Source organism: Rhizobium sp. SU303 (assembly GCF_021052345.1).
GTDB lineage: Bacteria > Pseudomonadota > Alphaproteobacteria > Rhizobiales > Rhizobiaceae > Rhizobium > Rhizobium laguerreae.
Window position 1 is genome coordinate 1,221,389 of the sequence record NZ_CP088095.1, and the last position, 17,299, is coordinate 1,238,687.

Below are 17,299 nucleotides of genomic sequence, written 5' to 3' on the forward strand. Positions count from 1 at the left end.
GCTTCGCGAAATAGCGAAGTGAGGGTCAAGTTTTAGAGGATTGCCGGTGAGCGATACGACGAACCAGAGCAACGATACCCAGGCGCAGAAGGGACCGATTATCCCGAAGTCGCCCAGCGAAGCCCTGCGTCCGGAGCGCGTTCCGGAGCCGCCGAAGCGGTCCAAGAAAGCCCGCGGCCAGGTCGTTCTTTTCCTGAACTTCATCATGACGATGGCGGTTCTGGTCTGTGTCGTCGCCGTCATCGGCTTCTACTATGCCACATCGACCTATCGGAACCCGGGCCCGCTGCAGACCAACACCAATTTCATCGTCCGCAACGGCGCTGGTCTGACCGAAATCGCCTCGAACCTCGAGCGCAACGCGATCATTAGCGATGCCCGCATCTTCCGCTATCTCACGGCAACGCATCTTTCTGCCGGTGAGAGCCTGAAGGCGGGTGAATACGAGATCAAGGCGAGGGCCTCCATGAGGGATATCATGGAGCTGCTGAAATCGGGCAAGTCCATTCTCTATTCCGTTTCCTTCCCCGAGGGCCTGACGGTCCGCCAGATGTTCGACCGCATGCTGCAGGATACCGTGCTGGAGGGCGACTTGCCGGCGGCATTGCCGACCGAGGGAAGCCTGCGTCCGGATACCTACAAATTCTCGCGCGGCACCAAGCGCTCGGAAATCATCGAACAGATGGCGGCTGCGCAGCAGAAGCTCGTCGATCAGATCTGGGACAAGCGTGACTCGTCGCTGCCGCTGCGATCCAAGGAGGAGTTCGTGACACTCGCCTCGATCGTCGAAAAGGAAACCGGGGTTCCCGACGAGCGTGCTCATGTCGCCTCCGTTTTCCTGAACCGGCTCGGCAAGGGCATGCGCCTGCAGTCCGACCCAACGATCATCTACGGCCTCTTCGGCGGCGAGGGTAAACCGGCCGACCGGCCGATCTACCAGTCGGACCTGAAGCGGGACACACCTTACAACACCTATGTCATCAAGGGTCTGCCGCCGACGCCGATCGCCAATCCCGGCAAGGATGCGCTGGAAGCCGTCGCCAATCCCTGGAAGACGCAGGATCTCTATTTCGTCGCCGACGGTTCCGGTGGTCATGTTTTCTCTGCGACGCTCGAGGAGCACAATGCCAACGTCAAGCGCTGGCGCAAGCTCGAAGCCGACAAGGGTTCGGACCCGAACATCGCAGTCGACGGCCAGCCGGAAGAGCAGCCGGCGGATAATGGCGCGACCGTCGCGCCGCCGAAGAAAAAGAAGATCAACTGAGACTTTCGGGAGGCTCGCATGGCTTTGCAGTCCATGACCGGTTTTGCGCGGCGCGAGGGAACGAGCGGCCGCTGGCGCTGGGCATGGGAACTGCGCTCGGTCAACGGCAAGGGCCTCGACCTGCGCCTGCGCCTGCCGCCCGGTCTCGAACGCATGGAGGCAGAGGTCCGCCGCCTCGCCGGAGAAAGCTTCAGCCGCGGCAACCTGCAGGCATCGCTATCCGTCACCGCCGACGAGAACCGTTTCGAGGCGGTGCTGAACAGGCAGGCGCTTGCCGCCGTGCTGGCCATGCGCGAGCAACTGGACGGTGTCATCGATCCGGCGCCGCTGAAGCTCGATACGCTGCTGCTGGTGCGCGGCATCGTCGAATTCCGCGAAAGCGAGGATGGCGAGGAGGCGCTTGCCGCCCGTGACGCCGATATCGCTGCCGGCCTGCTGGCCGCGCTTGCCGATCTGAGAGCGATGCGCGAACAGGAAGGGGCGGCGCTGGCCCGCATTCTTCACGACCACGTCACGACCATCGAAGGCCTGACGCGGACGATTGAGGCCGATCCATCGCGCTCGCCGCAGGAGATCGCCGCGCGGCTTGCCGCGCAGGTCGCCTTGTTGATGGACGGCATGGCCGCGCTCGACCGCGACAGGCTGCATGCCGAAGCCGCGCTGTTGGCGACCAAGGCGGATCTGCGCGAGGAAATCGATCGTCTGAAGGCTCATATCGCCGCAGCGCGCGATCTCTTGGTGAAAGGTGGCCCCGCCGGGCGCCGACTGGACTTCCTTGCACAGGAATTTAACCGCGAATCGAATACCATCTGCTCGAAGTCGAATGCCTCGGCGGTCACCGCCGCCGGCATCGAGCTGAAAGTCGTGATCGACCAGTTCCGCGAGCAGGTCCAGAATTTGGAGTAAGACATGAAACCGGCGAATTCCTCGCCCGTGCAGATCGCCCGCCGCGGTTTGATGCTTGTCATCTCGTCGCCATCAGGCGCCGGCAAGTCCACCATCGCGCGCACGCTGTTGGAGACCGACAGGCAAATCAGCCTTTCCGTCAGCGTCACCACGCGCCAGCGCCGCCCGAGCGAAGTCGAGGATGTGCATTACCACTTCAAGAGTGTGCGCGAGTTCGAGCGGTTGCGCGATAGCGACGCGCTGCTCGAATGGGCCGAGGTGCATGGCAATTTCTACGGCACGCCGCGTGAGCCGGTCGAGCAGGCCATGGGCGAAGGCCGTGACATGCTCTTCGACATCGATTGGCAGGGCGCCCAGCAATTACAGGAGAAGATGTCGGCCGACGTCGTCTCGATCTTCGTGCTGCCGCCGACCATGACCGAGCTCCAGTCGCGGCTGCACCGCCGTGCCGAGGATTCCGAGGAGGTCATCCAGACGCGCCTCGCCAACAGCCGCGCCGAGATCGCCCACTGGCGCGAATACGACTATGTCATCGTCAACGACGATCTCAACGCCGCCCTCGACGCCGTCCAGTCGATCGTCAAGGCCGAACGCCTGCGCCGTGACCGCCGCCATGGCATGTTCGACTTCGTCCGCGAGTTGCTGGAAGAGACGCCGTCGCTTTAAAGCGTGATGCCGAAAAGTCTGCGCGATTTCGCGATGAGCACCAAATCTGAAAGATTGCGACGCGCTTTAGAGGCTGTTCGCCAGCAGGCAGAACTCCTCGACGGACAGGGTTTCCGCCCGACGCGCCGGATCGATCCCGGCCTTGACGAGCAGGCTCTCGCCGCCGAGCGATTTCAGGCTTTGGCGCAGCATCTTGCGGCGCTGGCCGAAGGCCGCCTGTGTCACCTTTTCCAGATTGCCCACAGCGCAGGGGATCGGGTTATCGCGGGGGGTCAGTTGCACGACCGTCGACGTCACCTTTGGTGGCGGCGTGAAGGCTTGCGGCGGCACGTCGAAGGCCATGCGTGCCTCACTCCGCCAGCCGCAGAGCACGCCGAGACGGCCGTAATGATCGTCGTCTTCGTTGGCGACGATACGCTCGCCGACTTCCTTCTGAAACATCAGCGTCAGCGACTGCCAGAACGGCGGCCAGGCTTTCGGCAGCAGCCAGTTGACCAGCAACTGCGTGCCGACATTGTAGGGCAGGTTGGCGATGATCTTGATCGGGCCTTCCGGCGCCAATGTCTCGAAATCCGTCTTCAGCGCATCGCCTTCGATCACCTCCAGCCGGCCGGGATAATGATCGGCGATCTCGGCAAGCGCCGGCAGGCAGCGTGTATCCCGCTCGATGGCGATAACCTTCCTGGCGCCGAGCGCCAGGATCGCGCGCGTCAGTCCGCCGGGGCCGGGGCCGACCTCGAAAACGGTCGCATCTTCGAGCGCCCCCGCCGTGCGGGCGATCTTCTGCGTGAGGTTGAGGTCGAGCAGGAAATTTTGCCCGAGCGCCTTGCGTGCATCGAGGCCGTGACGCTGGATGACGTCGCGAAGCGGCGGCAGGCCATCGAGTGCTGCCATCAGCGGCGGCTTTCCGCGCTGCGGCCGAGCTGGGCGGCGAGCTTCAGCGCCGCAACGAGGCTGTGCTCGCGCGCCAGTCCCTTGCCGGCAATGCCGAAAGCGGTGCCGTGATCCGGCGAGGTGCGCACGAAGGGAAGCCCGAGCGTCACGTTGACGCTGTCGTCGAAACCAAGTGCCTTGGCCGGGATCAGCGCCTGATCGTGATACATGCAGATGGCAACGTCGTATCGCGCCCGCGCCTCGTCATGGAACATCGTATCGGCGGGCAGGGGGCCGATCGCATCGATGCCCTCGTCGCGCAGGCGCTCGATCGCCGGACGGATGACGTCCTCGTCCTCCGTGCCGATCGCCCCGCCTTCGCCCGCATGCGGGTTGAGGCCGGCAACGGCGAGCCGCGGCGCCTCGATGCCGAAGCGCTGCCTCAGATCTTCATGGGCGATCCTGCAGGTTTCGGTGATCAGTTCGCCCGTCAGCGCCTGCGGCACGTCGCGGACCGGAATATGGATGGTGACGGGAATGGCCCGGAGCTTCGGTCCGGACAGCATCATTACCGGTGTTACCGGCCGGCCGGTCGCCCTGGCGGCGAGATCGGCGAGAAATTCGGTATGGCCGGGAAACCGGAAACCCGCTTCGTAAAGCACGGCCTTGGCGATCGGATTGGTAACGACTGCGAGCGCCTCGCCGTCAATGACAAGCGACACGGCTTTCTCGATCGACGCGATCGTGCCTTTCGCCGTTGCCGCATGCGGTTCGCCGGCCACGACCTCGATACTAGCCGATATGGTCATGACGGGCAGCGCATCGGCAAACATGCCGGCGGCCTTGCTGGCTTCATCGGTCTCGCGGATCGAGACCGCCAGATTGAGCTGGCGGGCTCTCAACGCCAGAACGTCGGGGTCGCCAATCAGGAAGAAAGGCGGCAACCCAAGTTCTCGCCGCCTCAGCCAAGCCATCAGAGTAATATCCGGCCCGATGCCGGCGGGGTCGCCCTGGCTCAGCGCAAGCGGTCGCAAAAACGGTATCGCCATTATCGGTCAGCGATAGGCGATCTGCGCCTTTTTGCGCAGTTCATCCAGGTATTTCTTGCTGTTTTCGTTTTCCGGGCTGGCATCCTTGCCGGCCTTGGACTTGTCGAGATCTTCCTGGCGGAAGACCATTTCGGCGGCCTGGTCGTCGGAAACCTGCCGCTGGCTGCAGATTGCCAGATACTCGACGCCCTTGTCGGTGACGCGGGTCCCTGTCGTGTTGCCCTTGGCCTGCTCGACCAGCGGCTTCCAATCCGGCGGGATCTCGGGGGCGAGCAGTCGGCCGAGATCGCGCACGGAAACGTCGCGCATCGTCGCAGCAAACACCTTTGCCTGATCGCAGCCTGGAAATTTGGAGCGCGACGCCTCGGCCTCGCCCTTGCGCTTGCCGGTGATGGCGCCGCGCTTGGCTTGCGGAATGACGAAGATGATCTGCTGCAGCATATATTCCGTCGTCACCGGCTTCTGCTTGTTGTTCTGCATCATGCGCGAGACGAGATCATAGTTCGACAGCCGCGAGGTCGAGCCGTAGCGGGCGTTGACGACACGCGGCCAGCTCATCTGCACGGCGATGAAACCCTTGAAATGATCGACGCCGACGCCGGCGCGATCGAGGATCTGCGACATCTGCTCGGGGGAAAGCTTGTTGCCGCTCGAAAAGCGCGCGAAAGACGCATCGACGTCCTGCTGCGACACCGACATACGGACGCGAGCGACTTCCTGCCGCTTGAGCGCCTCGTCGATCAGTTGCTCCTCGGCGGTCTTGGCATCGGCCTTCGTACGCTGCAGGCGCAGGAAGGCCTGGCGCTTGGCGACATCGCCGCTGGTGATGGCGGTGCCGTTCACCACGGCTTTGACTTCGCTTGCCGCAAGCGCTGGACCGGCAAGGCCTGTCAGCAATGCAAGCGCTGCCGCGGCGAGGAATTTGGTTATGGCTTTTTTCGCGTCAATCATCTGTTGACCTCCCGATAGCGCCGCGAGACGTTGTTCGCGGCGTTCTTACCACAGTGCGAGACACGCTGAAATCGCTTCCATCACGGCGCGAAACTCCTATGCCTCAGATACCGACTGGCGGCAATGTCCTGCACAGGCTTACGGCGAAAGAATGGCTTCAGGCCATGTTTGCGCCGATCGCCCGTCATTCGAGGGTGTCGGTGCCGATCTTGATGTCGCCGAGCGTGCGGAAGGTCAGCCGTGCGCCGATCGTCCAGTCGCTTCCCGACTCGTCGTCGGAATCTCTGCTGTCCGTATAGGCGATCGTGAAGATCGTGCATTCGTCCTCATAAGAGAGGCCGATCGTCCGCCGACTGATCACATCATTGTTCAGATCCCAGGCAATGCCGCCGAAAATCGACCAGTAATCTTTGAACTTGACGCTGCTGTTCGTCTGGATCTCGTCATTGTCCTCGGCAAAGCCATATGCCGGCTGGGCGCTGAGATGGGTGTAGGTCAGCTGCGTCGCGAAGGTGTCGTTCTGGTAGGCCGTCGTCAGGTCGCCGCGGCGGAATTCGAAATCCTTTTCGTCGAGCCGGTAGGAGGCTGCGACGGAAACGCCGTACGGTGTTTCGACGCCGCCAAGGCCGACGTAATCGGAGCGGTCGGTTTCAAGGCCGGAGTCGGCGCCGACATTGACAAGATCAGCCGTTGCAAAGGAGTTCTGGCCGGCGATCTGATAGGACTGGCCGAAAATGCCGTGCAGCTTGTAACCGCTGTCGAAGGTCCCGGTATACTGGACGCCGATATTGGCGCGGGTACCGCCTTCGACCCGGTCGTAGCCCGAGAACTTGTCGCGGTCGAAAAGCGAGGTGGCGTCGAAGACGAAGCTTTGCGCATCCTCGTTCGGCAGGCGGCCGGCAAGCTGCTCGTCGGGGCGGGCGTAGATCTGTGCGATCGGCTCGAGGATATGGGTGCTGTTAGCCGTCGTCATCAGGATCGGATAACGCATCTCCAGACCGGCTGTGAACATCGAGCGGGTAGCAGAATTGCCGTCGACGTAGTTGCCGGTGTAGCCGGTCGGATCATCCATGTTCAGCGCGAAGGCATCGCCGCGCGCGGCCAGCAGCGGTGTGATCACAAGACCGGTCGGCGTGACGTAGGTGCGCTTCCATTGAAGTTCGGCAGTCAGCCGCGAAGTCTGGCCTTTCAGGCCGCGGAAACGGTCGAAGCCGTCGACGGTATAGAAGTCGTCATGTGTGCGCGAAATATTCGTCAGGTTGACATCCGCCGAAAGCTCGCCGCCGGCAAGCGGCTGCGGCGCCACATAGTGATAGTCGAGCGACGGATAGACGATCGCCTGCTGCTTTTCAGCGGTATTCGTCCGATCGGCATCCTGGACGTCGAAATAGAACGCCCGCATGTCGAAATAATTGCGTTTCCCGAGCCCTGTCAGGTAGATCTGATTGGTACGATCCGTACCGGTCAGGCCCCGCAGCTTGTACGTTTTCGAGAAATTGTTGTCGCTCTGCATCATGACGTCCCAGCCGAACGTCCAGCGCGGATTGATGCGGAATTCGGCCTTGGAAGCCACCATGCCACGCTGGTCGGCTTCGGCATCGCTGGTGCCGGAGCTGAAGTTGCTCGGCTTTGCCTGGTCGATGCCTGCGACGCGCAGAATATGCGTGCCATTTTCGAAGCGTTGACGGAATTCGCCTTCGATGAGGAAGCCCTGGGCGGTGTAGCCCGTGGCGGTGACCGTCGCGTCCATACTCGGCGAGATCACATAGTAATAAGGAACGGAAAGACCGAAGCCGAGATTCTGCGACAGGCTCATCGTCGGAAACAGAAAGCCGGACTTGCGTTTCACCGTATTGTCGGGAACTTCGATGAACGGCAGGAAGGCGATCGGATGGCCGAGCAGCTCGAAGCGCGCTCTCTCCAGACGGATCGTATGCGTCTCGCCGTTCTGGATCACCCGCTGGGCCTTGACCTGCCAGAAGGGCGCGCGCTTCGGATCCTCGGCGCAGGGAAGGCAGGCCGTGTAGACGCCCTTGTTGAGAATCATCTTCGTGCCGCCGACGCGCTCGCCGGTTTCGGCGGCGATACGCGTATTGTCGGCGGTTTCGATACGCAGCGAGTTCATGAACCCGTCGGCGAAATTGTCGGTCACGTCGAGGTTGTCGGCATAGATGCGATTGCCGTCGGGACTGACCAGCTCGATATTGCCGATCGCCATCATCCGGCCGGTCTTCTGATTGTACTCGACCTTCTGAGCGACCATTTTATAGCCGGCATAATTGATCTGTACGCCGCCAACCGCCGACACCAGATCGGCGTCACGGTTATAGACCAGTTCATTGGCCGAAAGCAGGAGCTTGGCTCCTTCCGGAATGTTCTTCCCGATATCTTGAGCGGACGTGTTGGCCTGGCCGTAGGAGACTGGGACACTGCCGAAATAGGAACATAGAGTCGCGCCGACAAGCAGGGCAACCAGCTGATTACTAAAATACTTGCGGTCGCCTGCCGCCACTAGCCGTCCTCCTGATGAAGCAGAATAGTCGCACCCAAGGCCAGCGCGACGACCACCGGTATCCACGTCGCCACGAAGGGGGGCACGACTCCACTGCTTCCGAATGCCTTTACAAGCACGGTGACGACATAAAGCATGAAGCCCGAGAGGATGCCACCCAGAATCACGGAGCGGGATTGGTTGAACCGGCTAAATTTTAGGGACACTGTTGCGGCTATGAAAGTCATGGCCACCAGCAGCAATGGCTGGGACAACAGGGAGTTGAATTGCGTCTCCAGCGCCTTGGTCGAAATGCCGAAGGACTTGGCCGCAGCAATTCGGTTGGAAAGGTCAAAGAAACCAATTGTTTCCGGCGCTGTCAGCCGCTCCTGGACGAAGTCCTGTTTCAGATTGGTGCGAAGTTGAACCGAAGCTTTACGCACGGGGATTTCGCCAGGCTTGCGCTCCACTACGGTGTTAAGTTGCCAGTAACCATCTTCCAATTTTGCCGTGGCGGCGTCCTGTCTCAGAATGACCTGACCGCTTGAATCGAAATGGATCAGCACGGCGTCGATCAGCTTGGTTCCGTTCTCCTGGACCGTCTGGGCGCCGATGATGACATCGTCCCGGCCACTGATCTGGCGCAGCCACGGAATCTGCGGTGCCTTGCGCAGAACCGCGTTCTCGCCACGCCAGTCCGATTCGACCAGCAGTGCCTGGCGCTGTCCCCAGGCGGCAAGCGGGTTGAGCGCCGCCATCGTCAGCAGGCCGAGCGCCAGCGAGCCGGCGATGAAGGGGAACATGAACTGCCAGACCGAAATGCCGGCAGCGCGCGTGACGACGAGTTCATATTTGCGGTTGAGGCCGATCAGCACCGTCATGCCGACGAACAGTGCGATGAATGGCACAGTCTGCTGTAGGATGAGCGGCAGGCGCACGGCGGTCATCAAGACGCCGCCGCCGATCGTGTAGCCGGGAAGGCCGGACATGCGGCCCGCCGTCTCGCTGAAATCGAGAAGGAAAGAAATCGCCGAGACGCCGATCAGGAACCAGCCCGTCGTCACCAGATAGCGGCGAAAGAAATAACGCGACAATGTCCCGAACATCATTGGGCAGTGCCCCCGCCGGTCCTGCCGGCTGCGGCAAGCAGCCTTTCCTGCATCCGTCTCCAGAAAGACGAAATCCGGTCCCGGATGAACGAAGGCATGACCAGTCGTTTGTGCAGGCCGAGGAAGACGATCGAGACGATGCTGCTGACAATCGGGATGGCGTAGAGGACGGCGATATATTCAGGGTCGGTATCGATCTGATTGGCCGCGTAGAAGGCGGCCCATCGCATCGCGAAGGCATAAGCGAGAGCGCTCACCATCGGATGCAGCCGCGCTTCGCGGTGCGAGCGCGCATCGCCGGCGATCGCCAGTGAAAACAGTGCAAAGACGACGGGCAGGATCCAGTCGGTCAGCCGCCGATGCAGTTCGGCGCGGTAGCTTTGCGGCCGGATAGTAAAGTCCTTATCGGCCGGATCCGGATTGAACAGGAACCACAGGTCACGGTCGCTGGCGCGCAACGTCGCCTGTCCGCGATTCTCAGTCATGTCCGATAGATCGAAGGAATAGGAATCGAAATTGATAACCGAGACGTTGCCATCGGGCGTTTTTCGGTGCACTTCGCCTTGATGCATGATCAGCGTCGTGCCCGTGTCGTCGACGGCGCCTTCCTTCGCATAATAGATCAGTTCATAGGCCGGGTCGCGCTCGTCGGCGACGAACAGGCCCTTCAGCATGCGGCCCGCCATCCGCTGCGAGATCTGAACATAGAGGCCTTCGTCGAGCTTGCGGAAGGTCTTTTCCTCGATCACCGAAGAGAGGAGGTCAGCATAGGTCTCGGCGATCATCTGGCGCACGACGGTCTTTGCGCGCGGCTCGACGACGTTGTCGACGAAAAAGGAAAAGACGCTGATGACGGCGGCAAGCAGCAGGATCGGGCGGATCAGCACGCTGCGCCGCGCCCCGGCCGCGTCGATGACGGTAAGTTCGGAATCGTTGTTCATCGTCGTCAGCGTCTGGGTGATCGCGATAACGAGAGCGAAGGGCAGAACGACAGGAATGATCGACGGCAGAATCATCGTCGCCAGCTTGGCGAACGAGCCGATCGACTGGCCGCTGTCGGTGACCAGATTGATGCGCTGCAGAACCTGAGTCGTCCAAATGATCGCCAGAACCGGCAGGAGCGCCACGAGAAACATCTGGCCGACGCGCCGCAATATGTATGTCTCGAGTAGTTTCATGCCTGCCCTTGAAAGCACCTGCACGCCCAAACGGCCTTGCAGGAGAATCCCTCTACGCTCTTTGTCGCGCTTTTGCGACAAGCTGGTGTCAAAAATTCATTCAAATTTCAGAATTTTTTTGATGCTGTTGCGACTCAGTTAACGCCAGCAATGCGGCGAAGACGACAAGCGAAGAAAGCCATCCAAGAACGACGTCGGAAAGATAGTGTGCGCCGAAGGATAGCCGCATCGCCGGGGTGAGGATCGAGATCGCCGCCAAGGGTGCCGCCACCGCATAACGCAGGGATTTCGGCACGAAGAGCAGGAGGCAGAAGAGCCAGCCGGCACTCGCCGCCTCGCCGGAGACGAACGAGCAGTTCGAAACGCATTTTCCGGCAAGCGAACCTGCCTCGACGAAATGCAGCGTACCGCCGAAAATGTCCGTCTGTATCGGCCGCGGCCGGCCCCAATGTTCCTTGAGGATGACATTGACGAGCAGCACCGGCCCGATCAGCATCGTTCCGAGCGCGACTTTGAGCTTTTGCGCGCGCTCGGCGTTGAAGGTTGCGCCGTGCTGCTGGTAGCATTCGACGAGTTTCCACAGCATCACGATCGCCACCACATAGGGCAGGCGGAAGAATAGAGTACGCAGCAGGTCGAAGGCCGCGACGTCGCGATAGGGAAAGCCGCCGCAGATGCTCCCGGCAGCAGCAGTCGCGTCGCAATCTGCGCCCACGAAAAAAAGCTGGGAAAAATAGATGTCTATTTCGGGGAAAGCACGGAAGACGGCAAGCAGCGCCCACCACATCCAAAACAGCAGCATGAATGCGCCGAAAGTTGTTTTCGGCAGGCGGATTGCCAAGCTCCGCCATCGATTTTTCGAAAAAACTGTCAACGCGAATATCTACAAAACTGACGAAAACAAGGGAGCCCTGATAGCTGCGGGCGACCATAACAATTGTCGCAAGCCATTGACAGACCCGCCAAACGCGAAATTATCCGCCAGGGACGGATTTCAAAGAATCCCAGCGGAGAAGACATGTCAGTAAAGTTGGAAATTTCATTCGCAAAGTCGGCAAAGCTCAATGGCGGCCTGGCGATCCTGTTGAAGACCGCGGAGGCCGACAGCGCTGCCGGCGCCGATACGGTCGACCCGGCAGGTGTGATCGCCAAGGCTGCCCGGATCGCCCGATTCTCCGCGAAATCCATGAGCGGGCTCGATATTGTCGCACCCGAAGGCGCGCCCGTCGAGCGCATCGTCGTCATCGGGCTCGGCAAGGCAGCTGAACTCACCGCCCATGACTGGCTGAAGGCCGGCGGTGCTGCGGCCTCGAGAATCAAGAACACCGACAACGCCGCTGTCTTCATCGACGTGCCTGGCCTCGATACCAGCGCGCGGGCAGCTGCCGATTTCGCGCTCGGCGTGCTGCTGCGCGCCTATAGCTTCGATACCTACAAGACGAAGAAGAGCGATGAGGAGGAGAAGCCGGCGAAATCCGTCAAGGTGACGATCGTCACCGCCGATCCGGCTGGCGCCAAGAAGGCGTTTTCCGATTCCGAAGCGATTGCCGGCGGTGTCAACCTTGCCCGCGACCTCGTCAACGAACCGCCGAACGTGCTCGGCCCCGTCGAGTTCGCCGCCAAGGCCAAGGAGTTGGAAAAGCTCGGCGTCGAAGTGGAAATCTTGACGGAGCGCGAAATGCGCCGCCTCGGCATGGGCGCCCTTCTCGGCGTCGCCCAGGGCTCCGTGCGTCCGCCGCGCCTGGCGGTCATGCAGTGGAAGGGCGGCAAGGGCAAGGATCGCCCCGTCGCCTTCATCGGCAAGGGTGTCGTCTTCGATACCGGCGGCATTTCGATCAAGCCGGCCGCCGGCATGGAAGACATGAAGGGCGATATGGGCGGTGCGGCAGCCGTCACCGGCCTCATGCATGTGCTCGCCTCCCGCAAGGCGGCCGTCAACGCCATCGGCATCATCGGCCTGGTCGAGAACATGCCTGACGGTAACGCCCAGCGTCCGGGCGATATCGTCACCTCGATGTCCGGCCAGACGATCGAGGTGATCAACACCGATGCCGAGGGCCGCCTCGTGCTCTGCGATGCGCTCTGGTACTGCAACGACCGCTTCAAGCCGCAGTTCATGATCAATCTCGCCACCCTGACCGGGGCGATCGTCGTCGCACTCGGCAATGTGCATGCCGGCCTGTTCTCCAACGACGACCAGCTTTCCGCGCAACTAACGGCAGCCGGCCTTTCCACAAACGAGAAGCTCTGGCGCATGCCGCTCGGCAGGGATTACGACAAGCTGATCGACAGCAAGTTCGCCGATATGAAGAACACCGGCGGCCGACAGGCCGGCTCGATCACGGCCGCGCATTTCCTCAAGCGCTTCGTGCAGGACACGCCTTGGGCGCATCTCGATATTGCCGGCACGGCGATGGGCTCGCCGCAGGACGAGATCAATCAATCCTGGGGTTCCGGCTTCGGCGTACGCCTGCTCGACGAACTCGTTCGCGCCCATTATGAATCCTGATGACGGACGTTCTCTTCTATCATCTGACCGAATCCAGGCTGGAGGACGCGCTTCCGCCGCTCATCGACAAAAGCGTCGAGCGCGGCTGGCGCGTTGCCGTCCAGACGCGCGAGCCGGCGCGGCGTGATGCTCTCGATCAGCATCTTTGGACTTTCCGCGAGGAGAGCTTCCTGCCGCACGGCACCGACGAGGCGGATTTCGCCGAAAGCCAGCCGGTGCTTTTGACCGTGACGCCGGACAATGCCAATGCGGCGACCGTGCGTTTCATCGTCGACGGCGCCGAGCCGCCGCCGGCCGATGCCTATGAGCGCATCGTCTTCATGTTCGACGGTCATGACCAGGAGCAACTGGACACCGCCCGTGCGCAGTGGAAGAAGCTGAAAGGAGAGGGACATAACCTCACCTATTGGCAGCAGACACCGGAAGGGCGATGGGAGAAGAAGGCCTGATCGTTCGCTACGACGCTACTGCGGCGCGCGTCTTTCGAGAGCCGCAAAGGACGCTGTAACACTTTGAATTGCTGCATGAAGCCGTCCAGCTTCGCTCTCCCGCCAGCGAACGCCGCTACCGTTTCGAATCTTTATCCTCGTCAAGGTTTGTCAGGATATTGAGGGGTACGATCCCGCCAGCACTTTCCGATGCGTCGAGCGCCTCGACTGCCAAAACATGCTTTCCATTCGGGCTGACCAAAGCGAATGCCCACGCCTTGTCGGCAAAGGTGCTGACCGGCATTTCCGCCCAGCCGGCTTGATGCACAAGGCGTTCGGCATAATAAGCCTTGATGGTCTGCGGGTCGGTGGTGCTGACAAGATTGCGCGCCAGGATACGCATGGACTTCTCTCCGAACCGCCCTTCCAGCTGGCCCAGCACCTTGCGGGTGGCCTGCCAATCCTGGGCCTGGGTCGCCGATCCGAAGGAATATTCCTCGGATCGGGAAATGCCCGGTGGATCAGGCGGCATGACGACCTCTTCGCCCGAGCATGCTGCAAGGCCGAGAAGCGGCACCACAAGGATGCCAATCTTCAACAGGCGGAAAAATCGGCCCTTGCGGCCAATTTTGTTGCTCATGAGCGGCTGCCCCCGAACACTATTGCCATAGGCCGGCAAATCTTGCCGGTTTCTATGACGTTATTGCGACGCTCAGTCGTGGAAGGCGTCGACGAATTTCCGCTTGCCGAGCATGAAGGCATCGGCGACGTGGCGCAGCGGCGCGAGATCGACATCCGATTTGCCGGCCTTGATGATTTCGGCAAAGCGACGGTAGAGCGAGGGATATTCCTGCTCCGGCTCGGCGAATCTCAGCGCGCCGTCGATCAAAAGCTTGGCGCCGCCCTCGGCGAGCACCATCTGGCCGGCTGCCGTTTCCGCGACGATGTCCCAGCTCTGCTTGCCGGTCTGGCGCCAGTCGAATTCGGCGTGAACCGGCAAGCCGTCCGCATTGCGGAAGTGAATGTCGGCCGCGATCGGTGCATCGCGATTCTCGGGAAATTCGAGCACGGCCTCGGTGATGAAGATCGGCCGCGGCAGGATATGGGTGACGATCGACAGCGCGTTGATGCCGGGATCGAAAACGCCGAGGCCGCCGGCCTGCCAGATCCAGTCCTGGTTCGGATGCCAGTGGCGGACATCCTCCTTCCAGATCACATGCACGCTTTTGATCGTCGTCGCGGCAAGAAACGCCTTGGCGGCCTCGACGCCCGGCGCGTAGCGCGAATGCCAGCTGGCAAAGAGCGACGCACCCTGCTTGCTCGCCAGCGCTTCGAGATCGGCCACTTCGCTGAGCGTCGCGCCAGGCGGCTTTTCCAGGAAGACGTGCTTGCCGGCGACCAGCGCCTTATAGGCTGCCTCATAGCGATATTGCGGCGGCATGCAGAGCGAGACGGCATCGATCGAGGGCTCGGCGTCGAGCATCGCTTCGATCGTCGTATAACTCTTGACGCCTTCGACCGTGCCGTGGCGGCTTGCCGTGGCGACGAGTTCGAAATCCGGGTTCTTGGCGATGGAGGGAAGGTGCTGGTCGCGGACGATCTTGCCGACGCCGACGATGGCGAGATTGATAGGAGACATGGTGTTTCGCTCGAGCCTGTATGAAAAGTATGATTATTGACGCGTTTGTATCAGAAAGAGGCGTGCCGACAAGCTCTCCTCCTTCATTCTATCGCATGATGGTTTGGCGAAGGAAGCTGTAACCCATCGCCGCGCGGGCGGCGCGCTCTTCGGAATTGCCGTCGCCGCCATGCCCGCCGGAGCCGAATTCATGGAAGAGCGGCCGGTGTCCTTCTTCCTCCAGTCGCGCGGCAAAGCGGCGCGCATGCGAGGGATGCACGCGGTCGTCATTGGCCGAGCTTTCGATGTAGATCGGCGGATAGCTGACCTTGGTCGCCGGCCCGACATTGTGAAGCGGCGAATAACCGAGCATGAAGTCCCGGTCCACCGGCGTCTCCGGATCGCCATATTCGTCCATCCAGGCTTGCCCTGCGCTGAACAGGTGGAAGCGTGTCATGTCGAGAACCGGCACCTGGCACCAGACGGCGCCGAAATCGTCAGGATAGCGCGTCAGCATCACGCCGGTCAGCAGACCGCCATTGCTGCCGCCCTGGCAGGCGATCCGCGACGGCACTGTATAGCCGCGGGCGACGAGATCGCGCGCGATGGCGACGAAATCGGCAAACGCCCGGTCTCGCCCTTGCCGCTTGGCGCTGCGATACCAGTCGGGCCCGAATTCGCCGCCGCCTCGAATATAGGCCTGCACATAGGCGCCGCCTTGTTCCAGCCAGCGTCCTGTCACGCCGGAATAGCTTGGCGACAACGGGACATCGAAGCCGCCATAGCCGTAAAGCAGCACCGGCAGCGCGCCCTTGGTCCATTGCTTCGGCAGGACCAGCCGGTAGGTAACCCTCGTTCCGTCCTCGGAAACAGCCTCCAGCAGTTCGGATGACATATCGGTCGCATCGAAATAGCTCGGCGCCGCGGCGACGAAAACCGGCTCGGCCTCTTTGCTGCGATCCGACAGTTCGAGACGGTAACAGACGGGCGGCTGCAGGAAGCCCTGGCCGACGATGTGGAGCGTATCGTCGCCAAGATGTAGATCGGCATGGAGCGGCCTGAAGTGAGCCGTCTGCATATCCGCCGGCAGTGCGATCTCCCGCTGCTCAGCATCGGGCCTTGTCAGGTCCAGCACCATGAGACGCGGACGCAGCCGATCGGAGATGATGAAGACGCACCACTCCTGCATCAGCATCATCTGCGCGATGGACTGGCCCTCGGCAGGCTGAAACAGGATCCGCTCCGGCCCGAGCAGGGCCGTCTCCGAGGCGGGATCGAAGCGTTGCAGCACGAGGCTGCCGGTCGCAACGCGCTCATCGGTCTTTGCCCGCCAAAGGCAATGATCATGATTGAACTGGAAATCGGCTTCCTTAGGCAGATCGATGCGCCGCTGTGTGCCGTCGCTGGCGATCAGGAAAGCGCTCGCGACGCCGATCTCGTGGGCGGCGACGAAAATATCGATCAATCCGCGATCCGCCGAAGCGCCTGATAGGGCAGGGTCGATGACGAGATTGAAGCCGTAGACGTCCTCGTCTGCTGCTTCGAACATGACGGTGGCATCTTCCGGCCGCTGCCCGCGCTTCAATCGCCGTCCGACGCGCGGCCATCCGGAGCGGGTCGCCGAAAATCTGTCTATGGAACCAAAATAGCAGATTTCGTCACGGCTCAGCCAGGTGGCATGCGATCGTGCGGCCGGTGTATCGAAGCCGCCCTCGACGACCTGTTTCCGCTCGGCGTCGAATTCGAGCAGCCGGAGAAGATCGGAGCCGCCGTCCGAAAGCGTGAGCAGCACCCGCGTCGGCTCCCATGGGCAGGTGACGGCGCCGCGCCAATTCCAGCGCTTGCCTTCCCTGACGCAGAAGGCGTCGAGATCGAAGACCGGCTCCCAGGCGGCGTCCGGCAGCGGCTCTTGGTCTGCCGGCAGGCGGAGCCAGATGCCGAGAGGATTGTCCTTGCTCTGGCGGAAATCGAACAGCCACTCGCCTCGGCGCATCGGAACGATCAGCCTGTCCTGCCGCTCGATCAGCGCCTTGATCGCGTCGCGATCTCTCTCGAATTCAGGTGTTCTCAGAGCCGCGTCGGAAACCCGGTTGTGCTCGTCGATGAACTGGCGGGTGCGCGGATCGTCGTCCGTTTCGAGATGAAGGTTCATATATGACCTGCCGGCTTCTGTTGACGTCGGACAGATCTAGGCAGCCGGTCCCGACTTGGCAACCCGCCTTGCAGCGCCGCGCGTCTCTTCAGACGCGCGAAGGAC

At 61.6% G+C, this 17,299-nt stretch carries 15 protein-coding genes; 5 read left to right on the plus strand and 10 right to left on the minus strand.

Annotated elements, in window-relative coordinates; translation table 11 throughout:
- The first annotated feature begins 46 nt into the window (after window positions 1-46).
- From mltG to gmk, 3 genes are read left to right on the plus strand one after another with little or no spacing between them, the layout of a single operon-like run.
- Window positions 47-1,264, plus strand: coding sequence for an endolytic transglycosylase MltG (gene mltG / locus RlegSU303_RS06175; RefSeq protein WP_026158614.1), 1,218 nt, complete (start codon window positions 47-49; stop codon window positions 1,262-1,264).
- Window positions 1,265-1,282: 18 nt separating this feature from the next.
- Complete coding sequence (locus RlegSU303_RS06180) at window positions 1,283-2,170, plus strand: YicC/YloC family endoribonuclease (RefSeq protein WP_017959808.1); 888 nt, start codon at window positions 1,283-1,285, stop codon at window positions 2,168-2,170.
- A 3-nt stretch (window positions 2,171-2,173) separates the two neighbouring features.
- Entirely contained in the window at window positions 2,174-2,836 is a 663-nt protein-coding gene (gene gmk / locus RlegSU303_RS06185; protein ID WP_131629219.1) for a guanylate kinase, read from the plus strand.
- Window positions 2,837-2,902: 66 nt separating this feature from the next.
- Here the strand turns inward: gmk and rsmA are convergent, their stop codons facing one another.
- The 7 genes from rsmA to RlegSU303_RS06220 all read right to left on the minus strand — a co-directional run bounded on the left by rsmA (window position 2,903) and on the right by RlegSU303_RS06220 (window position 11,361).
- Window positions 2,903-3,730 carry a 16S rRNA (adenine(1518)-N(6)/adenine(1519)-N(6))-dimethyltransferase RsmA gene (gene rsmA / locus RlegSU303_RS06190; protein WP_131621920.1) on the minus strand — a complete coding sequence of 276 codons (828 nt, stop codon included), beginning with the start codon at window positions 3,728-3,730 and terminating at the stop codon, window positions 2,903-2,905.
- On the minus strand, window positions 3,730-4,758 hold the full coding sequence (gene pdxA / locus RlegSU303_RS06195; protein ID WP_131629220.1) for a 4-hydroxythreonine-4-phosphate dehydrogenase PdxA: 1,029 nt from the start codon (window positions 4,756-4,758) through the stop codon (window positions 3,730-3,732). Before pdxA ends, rsmA begins: the two co-directional genes overlap by 1 nt.
- 6 nt (window positions 4,759-4,764) lie before the next feature.
- Window positions 4,765-5,709, minus strand: a complete 945-nt coding sequence (locus tag RlegSU303_RS06200; RefSeq protein ID WP_017959812.1) for a peptidylprolyl isomerase — start codon at window positions 5,707-5,709, stop codon at window positions 4,765-4,767.
- Window positions 5,710-5,893: 184 nt separating this feature from the next.
- On the minus strand, window positions 5,894-8,221 hold the full coding sequence (locus tag RlegSU303_RS06205; RefSeq protein ID WP_017959813.1) for an LPS-assembly protein LptD: 2,328 nt from the start codon (window positions 8,219-8,221) through the stop codon (window positions 5,894-5,896).
- The gene (gene lptG / locus RlegSU303_RS06210) at window positions 8,221-9,309 is read right to left on the minus strand and encodes an LPS export ABC transporter permease LptG (RefSeq protein ID WP_017959814.1); all 1,089 of its coding nucleotides are present in this window, start codon (window positions 9,307-9,309) and stop codon (window positions 8,221-8,223) included. The genes RlegSU303_RS06205 and lptG overlap by 1 nt, the downstream gene beginning before the upstream one ends.
- Window positions 9,306-10,487, minus strand: coding sequence for an LPS export ABC transporter permease LptF (gene lptF / locus RlegSU303_RS06215; protein WP_026158615.1), 1,182 nt, complete (start codon window positions 10,485-10,487; stop codon window positions 9,306-9,308). The genes lptG and lptF overlap by 4 nt, the downstream gene beginning before the upstream one ends.
- Window positions 10,488-10,587: 100 nt before the next feature.
- A complete protein-coding gene (locus RlegSU303_RS06220; RefSeq protein WP_017959816.1) occupies window positions 10,588-11,361 on the minus strand; it encodes a phosphatase PAP2 family protein in 774 nt (257 codons plus the stop codon).
- Window positions 11,362-11,505: 144 nt separating this feature from the next.
- Between RlegSU303_RS06220 and RlegSU303_RS06225 the strand changes: the two genes are divergently transcribed.
- Window positions 11,506-12,996: a leucyl aminopeptidase gene (locus RlegSU303_RS06225; protein ID WP_131629221.1), complete on the plus strand. Its 1,491-nt coding sequence runs from the start codon at window positions 11,506-11,508 to the stop codon at window positions 12,994-12,996.
- A complete protein-coding gene (locus tag RlegSU303_RS06230) occupies window positions 12,996-13,445 on the plus strand; it encodes a DNA polymerase III subunit chi (protein WP_011651256.1) in 450 nt (149 codons plus the stop codon). The genes RlegSU303_RS06225 and RlegSU303_RS06230 overlap by 1 nt, the downstream gene beginning before the upstream one ends.
- 115 nt (window positions 13,446-13,560) lie before the next feature.
- Here the strand turns inward: RlegSU303_RS06230 and RlegSU303_RS06235 are convergent, their stop codons facing one another.
- The 3 genes from RlegSU303_RS06235 to RlegSU303_RS06245 form a co-directional block, all read right to left on the minus strand.
- Window positions 13,561-14,064 (minus strand): hypothetical protein, encoded by a 504-nt coding sequence (locus RlegSU303_RS06235; protein ID WP_231283853.1) that lies wholly within the window; start codon window positions 14,062-14,064, stop codon window positions 13,561-13,563.
- Window positions 14,065-14,136: 72 nt separating this feature from the next.
- On the minus strand, window positions 14,137-15,063 hold the full coding sequence (locus tag RlegSU303_RS06240; RefSeq protein WP_131621908.1) for a Gfo/Idh/MocA family protein: 927 nt from the start codon (window positions 15,061-15,063) through the stop codon (window positions 14,137-14,139).
- Between the two features lie 88 nt (window positions 15,064-15,151).
- On the minus strand, window positions 15,152-17,194 hold the full coding sequence (locus tag RlegSU303_RS06245) for a prolyl oligopeptidase family serine peptidase (protein WP_094086306.1): 2,043 nt from the start codon (window positions 17,192-17,194) through the stop codon (window positions 15,152-15,154).
- Window positions 17,195-17,299: the final 105 nt, after the last annotated feature.